Genomic DNA, 19949 nt, shown 5'->3' on the forward strand with positions numbered 1-19949 from the left:
TGAGAAAATCTGAGAGTCAGGTAAAGTAGCCTGATTGAAACTATTAAGCCTGCGATAACATCGGGGCGAGCAATACGTGATTCTGTTCCACCGGAATCAAGGGGGTTACTGTGCAACTGAATCAGCGGTTGAGAAAAGGTTTTGATCTATACTCCAAAAACGCGGCAATATATGTTGATAACACGTATATTACTTATGAGCAGTTAGATATAAAGTCTACGTATATCAACGATAATTTAAGTTCCCAATTTACTAGTGTCGGGATACTAGACTATCGTAGCGTTGGTTATTACTGCGCCGTTGTATCGTGTGTTTTAAGTAGCAGAACTTTTGTTCCTCTTGGGACCAAGCTACCACTAAATCGACTAATCTCCATAATAGAGCAAAGCCAGCTAAGCTGCATTCTATTTGGCTCGCAATACAAAGAATTATACCAAAAGCTACAAAAACGATTCCCGAGAGTCTCTTTCTTATGTATTGAGGAGCTACTTTCGCTTACCAGTCAACCAAAATTGCATTCAAGCAATACCAAAACAGACGTTGCATATATTTTATTTACTTCAGGCACTACGGGGACCCCTAAGGGTGTACCTATTAGTTGGAATAACCTTGATAGTTATGTAACTTATATGGATCAATTCTTGCCATTGACACCTGATGATCGTGTGAGTCAAGTATTTGACCCTACGTTTGACTTAAGTATTCACGATATGTTTATAACTTGGACTCAAGGAGCATGTTTATATGTATTGCCCGAAACAGCATTATTTGCTCCAAGCAAATTTATCAAACAACATGAACTGACTATTTGGTTTAGCGTACCTTCAACTGCTTCAATTATGTCAAAATTAGGTATGCTTAAAAAAGCGAGCTATCCGAGTTTACGCATTAGCCTCTTTTGCGGCGAAGCACTACCAACAGCGCTTGCTGATAACTGGCATAAAGCTGCATACAATAGTAAAATAATTAACCTTTATGGTCCAACTGAAGCAACGATTGCTTGCTCTCATTATGAATATAACCCAAGTGAAAGCACAAGCGAGGTTTACGTTCCGATAGGGACAGCATTTCCACATATGAACTTTTGTACTGATAAAAATGGGCAGTTGCTTATTAGTGGGCCTCAAGTATTTTCAGGCTACTTATCAAATACCGAACATCATAGTGCTAGTTTGCATGTTAAAAATAATATACAACACTATTGTAGTGGTGATTTAGTTAGGTCAGGCCCAAATAATAACTGGCATTACGTAAGTCGCATAGATGCTCAGGTTAAAATTCAGGGATATCGGGTTGAGTTGGCAGAAATAAATGCCAAGAGCTCTGAGTTTTTAAATAATGCCTTAGTACAAACTATTGCAATACCAAAAAACCAACCACAAAGCTTGACTATATTTATCTGTGCTCCTGCCGATAAGAAAGTAGCAGATGAGCTATTAACTTATTTAGCACAGCAGTTACCTCATTATATGGTGCCAAAAAAAGTCATTTGGATAGATTCTATGCCACTAAATAGCAACGGTAAAATAGACAGTAATACACTACATTTATTAACGGAGAAGTAATGAGCTTAGTAAATTCAATTGAACATACTATCAACACTAAATTAATTGATAAACATGGGGCTGAAGTGTTACACACGCTAGATAAAGATAGTAGCCTCATTAGTAGTGGGTTATTAGATTCTCTAGATTTTATCAGTATGCTCATGGAACTTGAGAACACCTTTAACCTAGATATTGATTTTGAGGACGCTGACCCTGTGCAATTTACATCATATAGTGGTTTAGTTTCTTTTTTATGTGAGCCAAATAATGCCGAATAAAGTAGATTGGAAAGATATCTATAACACTGAATATGTTAACGCTCCTGAATGTTGGAAAACCTGTGGTGGGTACTGTTGTAAGAATTTCTATGGAGAACACTTCAATATCCTTGATAAATCAGGCGTTTCTCTTCCTCTACTAGAAAAAGAATATGAGTATTATAAATCAATTGGTGGTATTACTAACATCACAACTCCAGCAAAAAAGCGTACATTCCACTTAAGTAATGGTAAAGAGTTCAGTATCTATTTACTCTCTTGTCAATGTGGTGGGTTATGTAACCCTCATGGACACCGCCCTCTAATTTGCAGAATATATCCTTACTTCCCTGTTGTGGATGCGTTTGGCATGATAGTGGATTTTGAATACTCGGCACTGATGGATTTATTCTATCGTGACCCAGATAACAATCATAATTGCACACTTGTTCGAGAACAGTCTATCCGTATAAAACGCGAGCTCACAGTAAGCTTAAAGCCCTTGTTAAGAGACCCGGAAGTCGTGTTTGTATTTAGATGTTTATCAGAGCTGGTTAATAGACTTAAAATAAAAATGGATGGGTTTATTGATAACCTAGATGAAAAGCAAAAAAAGAAATTTATTGCAAAGTATGAGTGGATGATATTATCAGGTAAACCATGGAAAGATAAGGAGTTCTCTCATAGGATAACTGAGATTTATGATGAAGTTAAGCTTGCATTTGGCAATGAGGACTTTTTGTGAAAGCAATCTCCGTTGAGAAAATAACGTCAACTATTGATGGCTTAGGTATCGCCAAGGGTGATAATATTTTTATTCACTCTTCATTATTTACCCTTGGGAATATTGCGGGTCATCGAGTCGAAGAACTGCCCAACTTACTACTACAGTGTTTTCAAACAGCCATAGGGGCCGAAGGCTCTCTGTTCATGCCCGCATTTAATTATGACTTTCCAAAACAGCGAAACGCTAATTTAATTTCACAAAAAACAGTATTAGGATTTTGGCCTGAGTGGTTCAGACAGCAACCTAATGTTGAGCGCTCAGGGCATCCAATGTTCTCTATTTGTGGTCTTGGGCAAGATGCATTTGAAATCTGTAAATCAGACACCCCTGAATTTCATGCTTTTGGCCCAAACTCAACTTTCGATAGGTTAGTTAAGAAAAACGCCACACTTGTACTTCAAGGAATTGGATTAAGAGTAGCAACAGTGGTTGTTCACATTGAGTCCATGCTCCAATTAAAATATCGATTCAACAAACCGTTTCATGGTGATCTCACCCTGATAAATGGAGAAAATATAAGTGGTGATTTCCATCATTTTTGTTTCCCTATGAATAATGCTTACAGAGAAAGTTACTCGCGTTTAGAAAAAGCACTATTAAATAGTAAAGTGATGACTAAATTAACTTTAGGCCGCTCCTTTATCTATGCTATAAAAATGAAATCACTCTTTGAGTTTATTGAAAAGCTTGTTCAACAAAACCCATTTGCATTACTAAATTGCACTCCGACAGCTTTGTACCGTTATGAAAATGGGCAGGAGATCGCATACCCTTTATAGCCTTGGAGCTTCTACTTACCAAGATATTAAAGCTTCAGCTTGTAATATCTTGGTCAGCTAAAACAAGCACATTAGCTTGTCTCAAATATTTTTAAAGTGAACAAAGGCTTACTTTTATGATCAATCGTTGTCTGCCAATCATCGAGTATTTATTGATTTAACTTAGCTTTAGCCTCTTCAACTTTTGAAAAATCTAACCCCAGCTCATCAACAGCCTCTTTGATGAGTGCTGGGTTTTGCATTACCAACCCCATTAACTGCTGAAGCTTTTCGGGTGGAATACCTAGTTGTGAGATAAGCCCCATCGCCATCATAGGGTTTTCAGTTAACGCTTGGAACAGCTCTTTTACTTGTTCATCACTAATATTATGTTCTTTTAATATCGCCAAAATAGGGTTCATAATTTTACCTTTTATACTCAAATAGTACGCCAATACTTTTTTCACAAAGAAAAAGCGTATGATGGTTATATGTAGTGACTCAAATTACGTTTTTCAAGTGCCTACTTTAGGCGCATCAAAGCAACAGCGAAGGTAGCTGACAGCACATGAATAAAATACCAACACCAGACGAAAGCCCTGAAACTAACGCTGTCAACTTTCCTTGGCTTAAACCTTGGTCAATTGCCAGCAGGTTTACCTGATCCTGATGACCAATAGCATAGGCGCCGCTGAAAAGCAGCGATGATATCAAATGCAATCATAGCGCTCTTTTAAAAAGAGTCACTCACTTAACGTGGACCCAAAAATATACAACCTAGTTCAAGGTTTTACTGATGCATGCTTAACTTATGCATTAAATTATTGCGCACAGCGGGCCATTCGCTCGCAATAATCGAATATACCGCAGTGTCCCTTAATGAGCCATCGGGCATAATTTGATGAGCACGTAACACTCCATCTAGTTTAGCCCCCAACCGTTCTATCGCGCTGCGAGATGCATGATTAAAAAAGTGCGTTTTAAAGACAACAGCAATGGCAGTGCATACATCAAATAAATTTTCCAACAAGAGCAGTTTAGCTTCGGTATTAATTGCGGTCCGGCGCGCACTGTTTGCATACCAAGTATAACCAATAGCAGCCCTTTTGTTGCTAACATCAACTTGATAATAACGTGTAGTGCCAACAATTTTTTGCGTTTTATTATCAATAACAACATAAGCGATATCGCCATTTTCGGCTCCCGCGATTGCCTGCTCAATGTACGTTTGCATTTGTTCCGGTTTAGGTACACTGGCATACCATAGCCGCCAAGGTTCGCCATCTTCAACAGCACACTTAAGACCGTCAATATGGCACAGTTCTAAGGGCACTAAAGTAACATAGCGTCCTTTTAAGGCGGTGTTTTTTATCCTCATTATTGTTATTTCCCTAATGGTTCTTTATTCGTTGTTCTATTGCAGTTACACTCAGCATATTCGCGGGCCTCAATGCCTGAAAACAAAGCCAAGATTGGCATTTTAGAAACGGTTGGAGTTAATGTGCTGCTGAATTTTGCTGTTTTAATCGCTCTTTTGCAAGGTGTACCGCCTGACTTATCAGAGCTAAAATCACAGTTCATGCTTCAACCTAATGAGTTAGCGCAGCGCTATTATCAGTATGCAGCACTGCCAGCCAATACAGGTTCAGCGCAGTTTTATCAACTAACCCTCAAAGCTGCTATCATAAGCAATCAACCTAAGCTGGCCAACGACATTGCACTAAAACTTGCCCTCCCTAAGTGGCAAACACATATTGATAATCACCAAGCTAAGTTAATTAGTAACTTAGGGGTTTTATTGAGAATTAATGGCCACTACGAACATGCAATTGACGCTTATCAGTGTGCTTTATCGTTGAATAATGGCAGTAATAATTTTCGCTTTCATACACTTCTAAATTTACAATCGGCAATGTTACATACCAAACAATACGACGAGGCAAAAAGTATACTCGAGCAAGCCAAAACACTGGCTGAAAACAAACAACAACACCTGCGAGTAAAAATAAACTTAGCCAATTATCTACTTGATAACAACCAGCTGCACCAAGCACGGCATTTATTCAAAGCGCTATATCGGGACCTAAGTTTGGCTGGCGAAACCGAAATGGCTGCACGCATTGGGTTAAACCTGTTAAACACCGAAATATTACTTGGCAATTTCAGGCAGTTTTGGCGCTATCAAAACTCAGTTAGACAGACTATTTTTTCAATTGCTAATAGTAATCATCACTACTATTACCACTTTGTGATCATGCACTCATTAGTTAGTGCAATACAGGCACCTAGCGAGATTCAATACGCACGCTTTGCTTATGCAATTGAGCATGGTGATTTTTTATTTGAACATGGTCAGCAACAATCGATACGCAAATATGTAGAAATGGTGGATGTACCTTGGATTTCAGTACAATTTGCTGAGCAAACAGCGCAGTACGAGCGCGTTAGACCTAAAAAAACAGTGCCATTAGACTTGCTAGAACAATACTGCATTGCGCCAAACGAAAATCAAAGTCGCTTAAAAAGCGACTTTGACTCAATTACTTAATTAAAAGTCTGCGTATCTCGCGCTATTTTTAGCAAATTCAAATACATTGATTTTACCACACTGCGCAAAATGGTTATTTGTAGTATAAGGTGTACCAATTTGTGCTATATCCCCCTCCCATCCTTGGCCATTTTTTACATAAGCTTTTAACTCAAACCAACCATCTATACTGTTACTACAGTCCATTTGCACATCTAACATCCAATAGTGATCACCGTACAGGTTGAGTGGTGTTTCTCCATAACCATCTTGTGAGACTACACGTTTAACACCCCATGCATCTGGCCATATATTCGTTGTCCAATCCAAAGGGCTGCCTTGAGCACCTGCATTTTGTGTCGCTTCATTTGCTGACCAATCAAGATAGTGATCACCTACTTTCCAATCATTAGTCGTGCTGTTTTTTAAATTATTATGGGTTATTTTTAGTGCACATTGACTCGCATCCTGTGTGCAATTTCTACCGATACTCTGTGCATAGTTATGATCAATGCCACCGCGCACAAACATATCCTGCCCTGCTTGGGTCTCAGCCTTAATAAAAATTACCGTACGCTGCATTGGTTCGATGACATCATCAACAATTTTTGCCTTATGGTGAATGGCCAGTGCATCCATTTGAGTCAACGTAACATCAGCATATCCTTGTGTGTTGACCGTTACAGTTCGCCCAGAACAGCTCGATTTATTAGCGTTTAAACTACCAGTTAATACGTCACAATATGCGCCCTGAGCAAGGCCCGTTTGCAAGGTGCGTGTTAAGGCTTCTGAGTCACGGTTAATCGCAACAAATCCTTCATTACCACGAGAAAATGCTATCTGATTATTACCGTTATCCCACCAATTATTAACTTGCCAATGGCTAGTCGTGTTATTGCGAAAATCAACTGCACCAGAGATCATCATATGTCGATGCTCACACTGCCATTGATCTGCAAAACAGTTAAGCTGTCCATTATCATGCACTGTTACACTAGGCGGCCCAGCATCACTATCGTGATTGAACTCAAAACTCGACATTACTTTTGGGTAGCCATAAGGGTAAGCCAACATAAATACATTCGCTAAGTCATATAGTTTACCATCAGCAAACGTCACCACGTTACCAGCACCACCATGTCCGCGTTGATTATCATGATTATCAACAAAAACAACGGCTTTGTAACTTGGCATCATCCCCCATGCCTCACCAAAATTACTCAACCATGCAAGCTTACCGTTTTTAAACGTTTCTCCAAGCTTAGTAGTGTATTTAAATTCTGTCACAAGCCCATTGCCAAAGTACTCATTTGCACTGACGGCTTCGCCGCCCTGATCAATCACTTCTTGAAATATCAAAGGTGTGCCGTTCACTTGTGACAAAATAGTGGCAATATCTGATGCCGGCATGTGCTTGGAAGCGTCTAACCGAAACCCCGCAACCCCGGCACTTACTAAAGTGTTTAAAAAACCCGAAAGTTGCGATTGTACATAAGTGGTGTCGGTATCTAAATCAGCTAACCCAACTAACTCACAGTTTTGTACCCGCCACGCGTTATTACCGTAATCTGCGTTATTAATCGCACAGCTTGGGTGAAAATCTTGCGGGCTATACATAGGAAACTGTTTAATACCATAGCTCGTCCCAGCTATGCCTTGACCGCTGCCCGCCGCCATATGGTTTATTACCGCGTCTACATAGATATCGACACCAGCTTGCTTACAACGTGTAACCATCTCTTTAAACTGTGCTTGCGTGCCGCCACGACTTTGTAATTGGTAACTGACTGGTTGATAACGTGTCCACCATGGTGCACCGGTGATATGCTCATTGGGTGGTGAGACTTGCACAGCCGCGTAGCCTTTGGGGCCTAAGAAGGTTTCACATTCTTGTGCCACATCAGGCCAAGACCACTCGAACAAGTGAACAAACGTGGTTGGTTGAGCTTGCGCAGAATGCGCAAAACACAGCAGTGCTGCACCACTGGCAGCTGAAAATTTAGATATTTTATTTAATGTTGTCATAATGTGCTCTTTTGTTTTTTGATTTATTTACAAACCAATAACAATGTAGAGCACTGTCCCTAATTTATCCCGCTGAATACGTATGCAGCTATATAATGGAGCTGAATCACCCCCTTTTGCTGTCACTGCTCGAACGACGCCAAAATAAACATAAATCATCTCCGATTTCAGCTAAGCTGTGCCGTATTTAAAGGGTTAACTTGCCGCTGAACGACTTAAACGATCATGTACATCTTGCCACTGTTCATCAAATGGTGGCAGCTCAATCCAGATATGCTTTATTTCAGCACCATCAAGCTGATGAAGTGCATAATAAAGATTTTGTGCATAACGTGCTTTATCTGATGATAGCTTCATTTGCATCGCGCTCGTATTATCCAGCTCATTCGTTAAAAAGTCAGAGTAATACAGTACCGCTATATCACTTTGATACAATGTTGAATGCGCTGTTAATTGTTCAAACAAATGTTTGCTTTGCATTAGCTTGACCGGTTTTGAAGGTTGGTAATGCGCTTTCACATTGCCCGGCACTGCCATATTATGAGTTTGCGGCATGTGAATCGGATATCCCAATACAGCTTCTATTTGTGATTTAGTGATAGGACCGGCACGCAAAATAGTGGGTGTTTGGCCAGTAACATCAACAATAGTTGACTCTAATCCGACCTCACAAGGCCCGCCATCTAATATTGCCGCAATTTTATTATTCAAGCCAAACATAACTTGCTCAGCCGTAGTTGGGCTAATGCGTTTGTAGGGGTTTGCAGACGGCGCAGCAAGGCCTGTATCTAAACGGGCTAGTAATGCTAATACATCCGCCTGATTTGGTACCCGTAAACCTACTGTGTTTTGTCCACCAGTCACAATTGGTGATACATGCTCAGCTTTGGGTAAAATTAAGGTCAAGGGGCCTGGCCAAAATGCGCCAGCTAACGCCTCTACACATTTAGGTATAGCAGCAGCCCACTTACTCAGCTTATCTACCCCGTCAATATGTACAATTAAAGGATGATCGGCTGGGCGTCCCTTTGCGGCAAATATTTTACTGACAGCATCAGGTTGGCTAGCATCGGCTGCAAGCCCATAAACTGTTTCTGTAGGAATAGCGACCAATTCTCCACTTTTCAAATACTCAAAAGCAGTTTCTAAACTCCGCAGCTCGTTTAAAGATAAAATTTCAGTTTTTAAGTTAGCGCTCATACCCAATCCAATAAGGAACCATGTTCGTACATACTCTGCAAACCCGCTATTATACCTTAAGAAATGACCACAACGACAGATAAATTCTTATTTAAGAGCATGTGACAATAATGACTTTCAATCCTAATTTACCTTTAGTGTATCACCCGAATTACTCTTTCTCATTCGACCCGAAACATCGCTTTGTAATGAGTAAATTTGCACGGTTATTTGCACATTGTCAGCAACAAGGTTTCATTAAAAATAACCTTTTTCAACCAGCGCAAGGGACACCTGAGCACCTAGAAGAAGTCCACTGCGAAAATTACATTTGGGATCTGTGGTATAATCGTTTGAATGATAAAGCCATACGCCGCATTGGTTTACCATGGTCAGAACAACTTATGGCGCGTACATTCACCGCGCCTTTAGGGACACTTAAAACAGCTCAACTTGCTTTAGAACACGGTGTTGCATGCCATTTAGCGGGTGGTACACACCACGCTCATTATGATTTCGGTTCGGGGTTTTGTATGGTAAACGACTTGGCCTTCACAGCCAGCACGTTAATCGCACAAAAAAAAGCGCGTAACATCCTTATTTTTGATTTAGATGTACACCAAGGAGATGGTACTGCGGCTATGCTCAAACACAATCCATATGTATTCACCTGTTCGATTCATTGCCAAAAAAACTTCCCGTTTAGAAAGCACCCAAGCGATCTTGATATCGGCTTAGAAAACGACCTCGAAGATATTGCCTACCTAAATATTGTAAAAGAAGCATTAGTAGGGCTTATTGAAGATATCACCCCTTCATTAGTTTTATATGATGCAGGTGTTGATGTTTGGCAACATGATGGGTTAGGCAAACTAAATATTACTTGGCAAGGCTTACAAAAGCGCGATGCCTTAGTATTAAAAACATGCCAAAAATATGGTATTCCAGTTGCCACAGTCATTGGTGGCGGCTATGACAAGAACCATCAACGTTTAGCTCAGCGCCACAGTATCGTCATTGAACAAGCAGCTCTATTGTGACAAAGATGAGATTAACTTAAGGGCTTACAAAATTTGCATTGTGCTCAACCAGTGCCTTACGAACACGCTCTATAATGTGTGGGTCAGTGTTTTTATTAAATGCCATACAGGCACTACGTTCATCAGCATTTTTAACTTCATAAACAATTTCTAATAACTCATATGGCTTGCCTAGCCCTTTCATCATTTCGTAAGCTGTGTATTCTGTTGTAATAATGAAATCGACTCTTCTGGCGAGCAATTTACGAGGGCTGGCGCTGGGGTCTGCTGACAAATCTAAATTTACATCGGCTTTAAAACCTCTGGCGCGCAAGTACTCATGCGAAATACTGCCTCTAACCAGTGAAGTAATGTATTTTTTTGCATCTTCCAAAGATGTCAACTTTACGTCATCTCTGCTGCGAAGCTTAAATAAATACTCTTTAACAGGCTTAAGTAAAGGGCAAGCCCATAAAAACATAGACTCTCGCTCTTTCGTTCGATAGATAGAATAAATCATGGTATTCGCTTTAGTTTGCGTCAACTTCATAGAACGCACCCAAGGGTAAACTCTGATCTCATAAGGCACTTGAGCAGCTTCAAGCACTTCACGTACCTTTTTAGTTGCACGCCCCACCACTTCACCTTCTTCATTGATAAAGTTGTATGGCATCCAATCTTCAGTTACCACACTTAGTATTGGCTGAGCATGGATAGTGCAAGAGCACAACAAAAACACAAACCAATATACCCTCATACCACACTCACTCTAGCTGCTTTTTAAGTATTATGCGCATTACCTTTATACATTGCAAAAACAACAATTAAAGTTTCATCTCTAGTTTTGCTTTTTATCCTAACTTCATGCACCATGCGCTCTTAATTAATAGAAAGTATAGTACGTTATGAAATCATTCTTCTTTTTGCTTTGTATTTGGTTATTCAGCCAAGGTACCAATGCTCAACAACAACATACGCAGCCTACAGAGGCTGAAAAACAACAAGCACTTGATGCCCAGCAAGCCCCTATGTATAAGCCCCTTATAGAGAGATACATTTTAGACGAGCTAAAAGCTGTCCGTTATGATCAACAAAAACTACGTGAAGATGTAACCAAGCAAGTCACTCACAGCCAATTAGATGCCGCTGATAGAGCTATAACCTATACTACAGACACCGTTAACAATGTATTATTTATTATCACTGCAACAGCTTCAATATTAGTTGTTGTTGGCTGGACATCACTCAGAGACATTAAAAACAAAGTTGAAGACATGGTTAAGGAACGTGTCGGTAATATCACAGAAGAATACGAACAAAGACTGCAAATACTTGAAGAAAAACTAAAAGAGCGCTCTGAAGAAATCCTCACTAACCATAAAAAGATAACCATTACCAATGAAGTACACTCGCTATGGATGCGAGCCAACTTAGAAAGTGATATGAGCTCTAAAATTGAAATTTACGACGAAATCCTAAATCGTAAACCTGAAGATGTGGAAGCCATTGCATACAAGGCTGATGCGCTGTTAGAGCTGGGCGACACCAGCCTTGCTATACAATTGTGTAATCAGGCGTTGGAGATGGATAATGATTATGGCTATGCATACTGGCAAAGAGCCTGCGCCTTCGCCATATTGCATCAACATGCAGATGCGATGTCAGATATTCGCATGGCTTTAGAATATGCCCCAAATTTAAAAAATGAACTATTGCATGAGGCCGCTTTTGCTAGTTTACACGACAATGCCAGCTTTAATGAATTGATTGATCATACTTAAAAGCAATATTGCAGCCATTGCTATTGTCGCTAACTCGTTTGCTGGGTATGATTGCCCAGCTAAACATTAGATGGCGTTCAGAATTCTGAACGCCATCATGAAGTCTTCCTGACGAAATCTCTTAACCGTTTTACATTAATGCCTTGCTTGAACTTTTAAATAACTTATTAAACATTGTTATAATGTATGCACTTGTGAATCAAATACCTATTACAGAGCCTAAAAATAAGCCTGTAAATCATACCAATAAAAACTATAACCTTTTCAAGTAAGCATCAATTGCATGTGAAATTAACTCATCAATTTGCTCTTCAAATTCATCTTTGTCTTTGTCCAACCTATCTAAATAGGCTTCAACCTGAGCCATTGACAAGTTTTTATTTGCTACTGTGTATTCTCTTTCAGGTAATGCCTTATCATAACGAGGTACAAAGCTAAAAAGCGCATACACTGGCGGCTTAATTTTACTATTTGCAAACTCACAAAAACCTTCAACAAAATCTTTTCCAGTAGGGCCTAAACAACCAGGCTCAACGCGATACAATAATCTTATTTTTTTGTCTTCACTCATACAAACACCAATTTGTTCAACATAATTTGTACTCAATTAGTTGTTTATCTACAACTTCGAGTCACCATTAAAGTTTATGATCAATTACCAATATTGCTCAACCGAGATATGACCAGGCTCTGCACGGCGATGCCTTTTAAAACCCTTAGTCGTGAGCCAATGGGTAGTGTCTTTAACCATTTGAGGATTACCACAAATCATAAAATGACTAGACTTTGGCAACTCTTCAAGAGCACAAAACGCAACTAACTCTCCCGATTCTAATATATGAGTGATCCGCCCAGACAAGCCATATTCTGGTACTTCTCTTGAGACTACAGGAACATACTTAAATTGCTTAAACGCCTGCTGCGTCATACTAATTTGCTGTCGATAAGTTAAGTCATCATTAGCGCGAACACCATGTACCAGTATAACCTGCCTAAACCTATCCCAAAGCTTACCTTGTGCCAAAATAGATAAAAAAGGCCCAATTGCCGTGCCAGTACTTAACATCCACAAAGTATGTGCATCTGGTATTTCTTCAATCGTTAAAAAGCCATTAGCTTGAGCGTCAATGTATATATCATCACCCGCTGTTAAGCGGGCCAGTTTTTGTGACAAACAACCGTCAGTCACTTCTATTAGGTAAAATTCCAAAGTAGGGTCATGTGGAGAGTTCACATATGAATAAGCACGCGCAATACGTTTACCATCCACTTCAAGTGCTAGCTTCGTAAATTGCCCAGCTTTGAAAGGTTGAACATCAGCAGCCACTTTTAAACTAAACAAGCTGGGTGTCCACCAATTTAGATCAAGTACTTTGCCTGTTACCCACCGGGCCATACATTCTCTCCAGCATAATACATTTTATAAACTCAATGTCGGTCGCCTTACTTAGGTCACAATATAGCTGTCGTTAAAACAAAGATTGATGCTCTCCCTTAACCACACCACTGTACGTTAATAATGCCTCAATAAACCATGGCAGATATAAAAATAAAGTCAAAGCGCGGAACACCATGGCTTACCTAGAAACTCAGGCAGAGCATTTTCTCCTTGCCGGCTTGGTGGACGTGTTGGATACAAGTGCATTGCCTCAATAGTCGTTAAATGTGCTTTAATCCCCATACCATAACCTTGCTCACTCAGTTCAATTACATTATTTTTTACCCACTTTTCATCTTCTAAGGTCATGCGACCTGATTTCATAACTTTTTCAATCAAGTCAAGCCATTGTAAAAAAAGTGGCGGCTTTAAACCGTGTTGGTGCAATAATAACTCGTAGCCTTTTCTATATTTTGAAAATTTATCAAACGATTGCTGTGCGAGCGCTGCACTCATAATATTTAGCTGGATCAATACCTCAGCACGTCTATCTTTATTCTTTACATATAATAAATGTGCTTTTTCAAAGTAACTTAATGCTCTAACATGCTCTCCCATCGCAGCCAAAGTATTGCCCCTTACAACCGAGTATCCCGCTTTCACTTTAGTAGATAGTTGATGCTCATCAATGCTACTTATCAACTGAAATGCCATCGCAGGCTGATCTGACAGTCGATATACAATCGCTAAATTCACTTTTAGCAATGTTAACTCCAAGTCACTTGCAGACTGTCTTAATGCACACTTGTAATGAATTCTAGCTTGTTCAAGTTGATTATTATAGCGATATGCAACGCCAATTCGTGTAAGTAAGTTAAACTGCACAGGCCCCATAAAAACGGATAAGTCAGCGCTATAAAGCTGCTCTACAATGGTTGTAAAAGTAGACCAATCACGCGCATTTAATGCTGCGAGCACTCCCTCTAAATATAAAGTGACTACAGCTTCTTGGTCTGCTTCTTTTTGAGCTAGCTTTAACAATTGCTCATACAGCTTAAGTGCCTTTTCTGGCTCACTAGTCGACAAGCTCTGTAATTCGCTAAGCTGAACAGTGCTCACTGACGACATAAGCCATGAAGATAAAAGCAATGCGGTGATAGACATTAACACGCCTCAAGATAGTTTCTCATGTAAAAGCATAGTGGCTAATAAGCGCATTTTCCCTTAAATTTTCATACCAATTGCATTAAATAGATAATCAGATAGCGCGATTGTTAAATGGCGTAGTAACCTAATAAAGGTTTCTGGTATATCGTTATTCTACATCAATACTTTTAACGCAGTTAATGACTTATTTAGCTCGCTAGTATGACCAATGTTTTAATAAAATTGCTATTACACTCATTAAAATCAAAATCGTAGACAAAAAAAAGCCGCACTAGGTGCGGCTTTTTGGGTGTGATTCGCTTTGTTTTAGGCGTGTCTCCAAAACTCTGCGATTACGTTACCAAGGAACTGATAGTTTTCAGGCTTTGACCACCTGAAAATAAAATTTTTAAATTGACTCTAATGCAATTTTTACCATTTCATTAAATGTGCTTTGACGTTCATCGCTTGGTGTTGCTTCACCTGTGATCACATGATCACTCACAGTAAATAAAGCCATTGCTTTAGCACCATACTCTGCTGCAACGCCATACATACCAGCGGTTTCCATATCAACAGCCATGATGCCTAACTTGTCGAGCTGTGCATAAAAAGTGTCATCTGCTTGATAAAATGTGTCAGTGGTAAATACATTACCTACCTTCGCTTCAATACCAAGCTTTCGTGCTGCATTTACTCCGTTTTCAAGTAAACCAAAATCGGCGATTGCTGCAAAATCATAACCTCGCACACGAGCACGATTTACATTTGAGTCCGTGCTTGCACCTTGTGCAAAAATAACGTCGCGAATTTTAATATCTTTACTTATACCGCCACAGGTACCAATTCGGATCAGATTTTTTACGCCATAACTTGCTATAAGCTCTCGTGCGTATATAGACATTGAAGGAATACCCATACCAGAGCCCATAATACTCACAGGTTTACCGTTATAAGTTCCGGTAAAACCATACATATTACGAACACCGGTTACTTGACGCGCATCTTCTAAAAAGTGCTCCGCGATGTACTGCGCGCGAAGCGGGTCGCCAGGCATTAATACTGTTTCGGCAAAATCACCACTGTTTGCACTAATATGAGGTGTGCTCATCAATTGTTTTCCTTCTTTATGCTTTGTTCAGCGAAGCTTTAAACCCTTCACCATACTCAAGCGCAGATAAATTAAACCACTGGGCAAGGGTTTGACCTATGTCTGCAAAACTTTGTCTCTCTCCTAACGGAGCATTTTTTAAACCCGGTGTATACGCCAATACAGGCACATATTCACGAGTATGATCGGTTCCAGGCGCAGTTGGATCACAACCATGATCGGCGGTAATCATCAACAAATCACCTTCTTGCAATTTGTTCAGTATAGTCGGTAAAAAAGCATCAAACTCTGCAAGTGCTTGTGCATACCCAACGGCATTACGGCGATGACCAAATTTTTCGTCAAAATCCACTAAATTGGTAAAAATTAAACTGTGATCAGGCGCGCTATCTACTAACTCTGACGTTTTTTCTAGCAAGTTCATTAATCCAGGCGCTTTATGCTTTTGGGTAATGCCTTGATGCGCGTAAATATCAGCAATTTTGCCAACACTAATTACTTCACCACCATCTGCTGCCAATTTATCTAATAATGTTGGCGCTGGTGGCAACACCGAATAATCTCTGCGATTACCGGTACGAATAAAGTCGGCACTCGAAGTGCCTATAAACGGCCGCGCAATTACTCGTCCTATATTCATTTCATCAAGCAGTGCCCGTGCGATTTCACATACTTGATAAAGCTTGTCAAGGCCGAACGATTGCTCATGAGCGGCTATTTGAAAAACGCTATCAACTGAGGTGTAACAAATTGGCATGCCAGTTTTTACATGCTCCTCACCCAGTTGTTCTAAAATGGTCGTTCCTGAGGCATAACAATTACCTAAAATACCTTCAATATCAGCACATTTGCAAAGTTCATCTACAAACGCCTGTGGAAAACAAGGTACTGTGTTAGGGAAATATCCCCACTCAAACAACACTGGCACCCCTGCCATCTCCCAATGGCCAGATGGCGTATCTTTACCACTGGATAACTCTTTTGCATAACCCCAAGCGGCTTGCGGTTGCTGCCTTTGACTGGCTTCACAGGCTTCTTTGCCTGCAGCTTCACATGCATCAAGTAAACCTAAACGACTTAGGTTTGGTAAAGGTAACGCTTTACCTGTTTCTTGTTTATACGCTTGTAAAAGATGTGCAAGAGTATTTGCGCCTACATCACCAAAACTTTCTGCATCAGGTGCTGCGCCAATACCTAGGCTATCTGCCATTAAAATGATTGCTCTTGCCATTATTTACCTCATTTTTACAAGACATGGGTTTACGTTTGTGTAAATATCCAACCTGTGCTCCCATTGATTGCTACTTTATTGTTGCTCTGAATAATCGTACAGGACATAAGTCCGCTGTCATAAAAGCATAACAAAATTCACGAACGTCGTTGAAGTTGCTGATTTTGTCTCACAGGACATAAGTCCTGTTTTGTTATCTACAAAATCGCTAAATTTGCATCCTAAGCGAAGCAAAAGAGATTAATCGTGTCTTTTTTGCTATTGTGATCTTCCAACGTTAACGACTGCTGGGTGTGAACTTTAGTGACACGAACAATTATAGCTATTGCTGGAGCATCTGCTTCCGGTAAATCTCTTTTTACACAGACAATATACAATGAGTTAGTCAACGAGCTTGAATCTGGCGCGATCGCCATTATTGAAGAAGACGCTTATTACAAAGACCAATCGCATTTACCGATTGAGCATAGAACACAGACGAACTATGACCATCCGGATGCGTTTGAACATGACTTGCTGCGCACACATTTAGAGCAGTTAAGGTTAGGTAAATCTGTAGAAGTACCTACCTACGACTATGCCCAACATACACGTAGCAATGAAACGCGTACAGTAATCCCAGCCAAGATATTAATCATTGAGGGTATTTTACTATTAAGCGACCCCGCATTAAGTGAAGAATTTGATATTAAGGTGTTTATTGATACGCCTTTAGATATTTGTTTACTGCGTCGAATGCAACGAGATATTGAGCAACGCGGTAGAAGCTTGCCGTCTGTGGTTGAACAATACCAAGCAACGGTAAGACCCATGTTTTATCAGTTTATTGAGCCTTCAAAGCACAATGCCGACTTGGTCGTCACCCGTGGTGGTATGAATCGCGTTGCGATTGATATAATTAAAAGTAAAATAAAATACTTACTGCAAGAATAAAACGGGAACTTTAGGGCATGACAACAATAATGAGCTTAGTAGGCATGCTAATGCTACTGAGCGTGGCTTACGGTTTTTCAACAAACCGTAAGGCCATAAATAAACGTACGGTTGGGGTTGCATTAGCAATGCAAGTATCAATCGGTGGATTTGTGCTATTTGTTGATGCGGGTAAAAACGCTTTAGCAAGCATGTCCAGCGCAGTATCAGCTGTAATTGGCTATGCCAATGACGGGATAGCATTTCTATTTGGACCACTTGCAGATAAAAGTTCGTTAGGCTTTATTTTTGCAGTTCAAGTATTGCCAGTTATTGTATTCTTTTCAGCTTTAGTGGCGGTTTTATACTATCTCGGCATTATGGCATGGATCATTAAAATTTTAGGTGGTGGATTACAAAAGCTACTTAAAACATCAAAGCCTGAGTCTTTATCGGCCACAGCAAATATCTTTGTAGGCCAAACAGAAGCTCCTTTGATTGTTAAGCCGTTTATACCAACAATGACTAAGTCTGAATTATTCGCGGTTATGGTTGGTGGTTTAGCAACGGTTGCAGGTTCAGTAATGGCAGGCTACGTTGCAATTGGCGTTGAGCTTAAGTACCTAATTGCAGCCAGTTTTATGGCAGCGCCTGGTGGCTTTTTAATGGCAAAAATGATTGTGCCAGAAACAGAGCAACCAAAACAAGATTTGTCGGATGTAAACGCCGATGAAGATAAACCAGTTAATGTGATTGACGCAGCTGCTGCTGGCGCATCAAGCGGCATGCACTTAGCACTAAACGTAGGTGCAATGTTACTTGCGTTTGTGGCATTAATTGCTTTATTAAATGGCATATTAGGTGGAATAGGTGCTTGGTTTGACTATCCAACACTGACATTGCAAGAAATTTTAGGTTACGTTTTTGCTCCCGTAGCATGGCTAATTGGTGTGCCATGGGATGAAGCCGTAATAGCCGGTAGTTTTATCGGTCAAAAGCTAGTAGTTAACGAGTTTGTTGCCTATCTAGACTTTATGAATTATCGAGAAGGGTTGAGTGAGCACACACAAGCGGTTGTCACATTCGCGTTATGTGGCTTTGCTAACCTATCTTCGATAGCAATTTTACTAGGCGGACTAGGTGGTATGGCGCCAAGTCGTAGAAAGGATATCGCACGCTTAGGGCTCAGGGCGGTTTTAGCAGGGTCAATGGCTAACCTAATGAGCGCAGCAATTGCAGGGTTTTTCCTCTCGCTAGCTTAGAAACTTAACGAGATATGCCGCATTTGCAAAACAATTGGTTGAATGCCTTAAGGGGTTAAGGCATTCATACTAACTTGAACGATACTTCACCAAAGGGCCGTAAGGCCCTTTTATCGTTTTATAGCCACAACGCTAAAGTAGCTTAACTTATATTCTTCAAAATGAATTTCTCTTCACCCAGTTACACTATATGCACAAGTAACGTCAAAAATTTAGGACTTTTTTTGTATGCAACATTGTCAAAAAAGGGACAAAATGAAATAATTCACTCTAGAGCCAAGCCACACAATATCTTCAGTACTAAATCACCAGCATGTAATAATACAAGCATGCCTTAGTGCCAGTTGAGTTTAACTAAACAAAGCTCTAATAGGCTAGACATTTAAGACGACTCGGGCCAAGAATACCCCTGCACACTCTTACGTTTACAATATCGATATTTTTACCAAACCAATAAAGATTATACTTCGTTATATTAGGAATTTTATGCGCTTTATATTAACTATAATACTTGCTTTTTCTCTGGTGGGGTGTGCTGCTCAAGTTACCTCTATAAAAAGCGATAAAGACAAAATAGACAGTGCTGATGCTGGCTATTTATTACTTGGGGTTGATACCTCAAGTGACCTGAAGAGTATTCTTATTACAGGACCAAAAAACATTAAATTGTCGCCTAAAGATTTGCGCAAAGGCTCAAATTTCATCCTTGTCGATCTCAAACCTGGAATATACACCATAGAAAAAATAGAGCTTAATAATTATTGGCGCCTAGAAATGGAAGATAAAAAGTATTGGAATTTGGAAATTAGTTCCGGCGTTATAAACTATGTAGGTCATATAAAAATCAAAAGCAAAAACTTTTGGGACTCACGCTATCATACAGAACTGGTTAATAAATCATCGTATGCCATTGAGTTTCTTCAACGCAAGTTTCCAAACATTCTAGCCAAAAGGAGTGTGCATTATGGTGGCCCTGGTGATGACTCATTTTTTACGTTCTTAACTTCACATAAAAAGGAAGGAAATTAA

The 19949-nt window shown here is 39.9% G+C and carries 20 protein-coding genes; 10 read left to right on the forward strand and 10 right to left on the reverse strand.

What is annotated here, in order from left to right; translation table 11 throughout:
• Nucleotides 1-110: 110 nt before the first annotated feature.
• Genes OCI93_RS05830 through OCI93_RS05845 form a run of 4 tightly spaced genes read left to right on the forward strand, consistent with a single transcriptional unit; the run spans nucleotide 111 to nucleotide 3370 of the window.
• Complete coding sequence (locus OCI93_RS05830) at nucleotides 111-1565, forward strand: AMP-binding protein (protein WP_261625991.1); 1455 nt, start codon at nucleotides 111-113, stop codon at nucleotides 1563-1565.
• Nucleotides 1565-1825, forward strand: coding sequence for an acyl carrier protein (locus tag OCI93_RS05835; RefSeq protein ID WP_261593696.1), 261 nt, complete (start codon nucleotides 1565-1567; stop codon nucleotides 1823-1825). The genes OCI93_RS05830 and OCI93_RS05835 overlap by 1 nt, the downstream gene beginning before the upstream one ends.
• Nucleotides 1815-2549 carry a hypothetical protein gene (locus OCI93_RS05840; RefSeq protein ID WP_261593695.1) on the forward strand — a complete coding sequence of 245 codons (735 nt, stop codon included), beginning with the start codon at nucleotides 1815-1817 and terminating at the stop codon, nucleotides 2547-2549. Before OCI93_RS05835 ends, OCI93_RS05840 begins: the two co-directional genes overlap by 11 nt.
• Nucleotides 2546-3370, forward strand: a complete 825-nt coding sequence (locus OCI93_RS05845) for an AAC(3) family N-acetyltransferase (RefSeq protein ID WP_261625992.1) — start codon at nucleotides 2546-2548, stop codon at nucleotides 3368-3370. Before OCI93_RS05840 ends, OCI93_RS05845 begins: the two co-directional genes overlap by 4 nt.
• A 149-nt stretch (nucleotides 3371-3519) precedes the next feature.
• On the opposite strand, the gene OCI93_RS05850 is transcribed toward OCI93_RS05845, so the two are convergent.
• Entirely contained in the window at nucleotides 3520-3771 is a 252-nt protein-coding gene (locus OCI93_RS05850) for a DUF2999 domain-containing protein (protein ID WP_261593693.1), read from the reverse strand.
• A gap of 368 nt (nucleotides 3772-4139) precedes the next feature.
• The gene (locus OCI93_RS05855) at nucleotides 4140-4727 is read right to left on the reverse strand and encodes a GNAT family N-acetyltransferase (protein WP_261593692.1); all 588 of its coding nucleotides are present in this window, start codon (nucleotides 4725-4727) and stop codon (nucleotides 4140-4142) included.
• Nucleotides 4728-4799: 72 nt separating this feature from the next.
• On the opposite strand from OCI93_RS05855, the gene OCI93_RS05860 reads away from it, so the two are divergent.
• Nucleotides 4800-5897, forward strand: a complete 1098-nt coding sequence (locus OCI93_RS05860) for a tetratricopeptide repeat protein (RefSeq protein ID WP_261625993.1) — start codon at nucleotides 4800-4802, stop codon at nucleotides 5895-5897.
• On the opposite strand, the gene OCI93_RS05865 is transcribed toward OCI93_RS05860, so the two are convergent.
• Nucleotides 5898-7901 carry an alpha-amylase gene (locus tag OCI93_RS05865; RefSeq protein ID WP_261593689.1) on the reverse strand — a complete coding sequence of 668 codons (2004 nt, stop codon included), beginning with the start codon at nucleotides 7899-7901 and terminating at the stop codon, nucleotides 5898-5900. It abuts the gene before it with no gap.
• A 195-nt stretch (nucleotides 7902-8096) separates the two neighbouring features.
• Nucleotides 8097-9101: an L-threonylcarbamoyladenylate synthase gene (locus tag OCI93_RS05870; RefSeq protein ID WP_261593688.1), complete on the reverse strand. Its 1005-nt coding sequence runs from the start codon at nucleotides 9099-9101 to the stop codon at nucleotides 8097-8099.
• Between the two features lie 110 nt (nucleotides 9102-9211).
• On the opposite strand from OCI93_RS05870, the gene OCI93_RS05875 reads away from it, so the two are divergent.
• Nucleotides 9212-10120, forward strand: a complete 909-nt coding sequence (locus OCI93_RS05875) for a histone deacetylase family protein (protein WP_261593686.1) — start codon at nucleotides 9212-9214, stop codon at nucleotides 10118-10120.
• Between the two features lie 16 nt (nucleotides 10121-10136).
• Here OCI93_RS05875 and OCI93_RS05880 read toward each other — a convergent pair whose 3' ends face one another.
• Nucleotides 10137-10856, reverse strand: coding sequence for a substrate-binding periplasmic protein (locus OCI93_RS05880; RefSeq protein WP_261593685.1), 720 nt, complete (start codon nucleotides 10854-10856; stop codon nucleotides 10137-10139).
• Between the two features lie 148 nt (nucleotides 10857-11004).
• Between OCI93_RS05880 and OCI93_RS05885 the strand changes: the two genes are divergently transcribed.
• Nucleotides 11005-11880: a tetratricopeptide repeat protein gene (locus OCI93_RS05885; protein ID WP_261593684.1), complete on the forward strand. Its 876-nt coding sequence runs from the start codon at nucleotides 11005-11007 to the stop codon at nucleotides 11878-11880.
• A 253-nt stretch (nucleotides 11881-12133) separates the two neighbouring features.
• Here OCI93_RS05885 and OCI93_RS05890 read toward each other — a convergent pair whose 3' ends face one another.
• From OCI93_RS05890 to OCI93_RS05910, 5 genes are all read right to left on the reverse strand, one after another.
• The gene (locus OCI93_RS05890) at nucleotides 12134-12451 is read right to left on the reverse strand and encodes a hypothetical protein (protein WP_261625994.1); all 318 of its coding nucleotides are present in this window, start codon (nucleotides 12449-12451) and stop codon (nucleotides 12134-12136) included.
• Nucleotides 12452-12535: 84 nt separating this feature from the next.
• On the reverse strand, nucleotides 12536-13276 hold the full coding sequence (locus OCI93_RS05895; RefSeq protein WP_261625995.1) for a ferredoxin--NADP reductase: 741 nt from the start codon (nucleotides 13274-13276) through the stop codon (nucleotides 12536-12538).
• A gap of 159 nt (nucleotides 13277-13435) precedes the next feature.
• Nucleotides 13436-14422, reverse strand: a complete 987-nt coding sequence (locus tag OCI93_RS05900; protein WP_261625996.1) for a tetratricopeptide repeat protein — start codon at nucleotides 14420-14422, stop codon at nucleotides 13436-13438.
• A 391-nt stretch (nucleotides 14423-14813) separates the two neighbouring features.
• Nucleotides 14814-15515 carry a purine-nucleoside phosphorylase gene (gene deoD, locus OCI93_RS05905; protein ID WP_261593680.1) on the reverse strand — a complete coding sequence of 234 codons (702 nt, stop codon included), beginning with the start codon at nucleotides 15513-15515 and terminating at the stop codon, nucleotides 14814-14816.
• Between the two features lie 16 nt (nucleotides 15516-15531).
• On the reverse strand, nucleotides 15532-16746 hold the full coding sequence (locus tag OCI93_RS05910) for a phosphopentomutase (protein WP_261625997.1): 1215 nt from the start codon (nucleotides 16744-16746) through the stop codon (nucleotides 15532-15534).
• A 303-nt stretch (nucleotides 16747-17049) separates the two neighbouring features.
• On the opposite strand from OCI93_RS05910, the gene udk reads away from it, so the two are divergent.
• The 3 genes from udk to OCI93_RS05925 all read left to right on the forward strand — a co-directional run bounded on the left by udk (nucleotide 17050) and on the right by OCI93_RS05925 (nucleotide 19949).
• Nucleotides 17050-17679: a uridine kinase gene (gene udk, locus OCI93_RS05915; RefSeq protein ID WP_261593678.1), complete on the forward strand. Its 630-nt coding sequence runs from the start codon at nucleotides 17050-17052 to the stop codon at nucleotides 17677-17679.
• A 17-nt stretch (nucleotides 17680-17696) separates the two neighbouring features.
• Nucleotides 17697-18920: a NupC/NupG family nucleoside CNT transporter gene (locus tag OCI93_RS05920; protein WP_261593677.1), complete on the forward strand. Its 1224-nt coding sequence runs from the start codon at nucleotides 17697-17699 to the stop codon at nucleotides 18918-18920.
• A gap of 486 nt (nucleotides 18921-19406) precedes the next feature.
• On the forward strand, nucleotides 19407-19949 hold the full coding sequence (locus tag OCI93_RS05925) for a hypothetical protein (RefSeq protein ID WP_261625998.1): 543 nt from the start codon (nucleotides 19407-19409) through the stop codon (nucleotides 19947-19949).

Origin of the sequence: Pseudoalteromonas holothuriae (assembly GCF_945859825.1) — a bacterium.
Taxonomy (GTDB): Bacteria; Pseudomonadota; Gammaproteobacteria; order Enterobacterales; family Alteromonadaceae; genus Pseudoalteromonas; species Pseudoalteromonas holothuriae.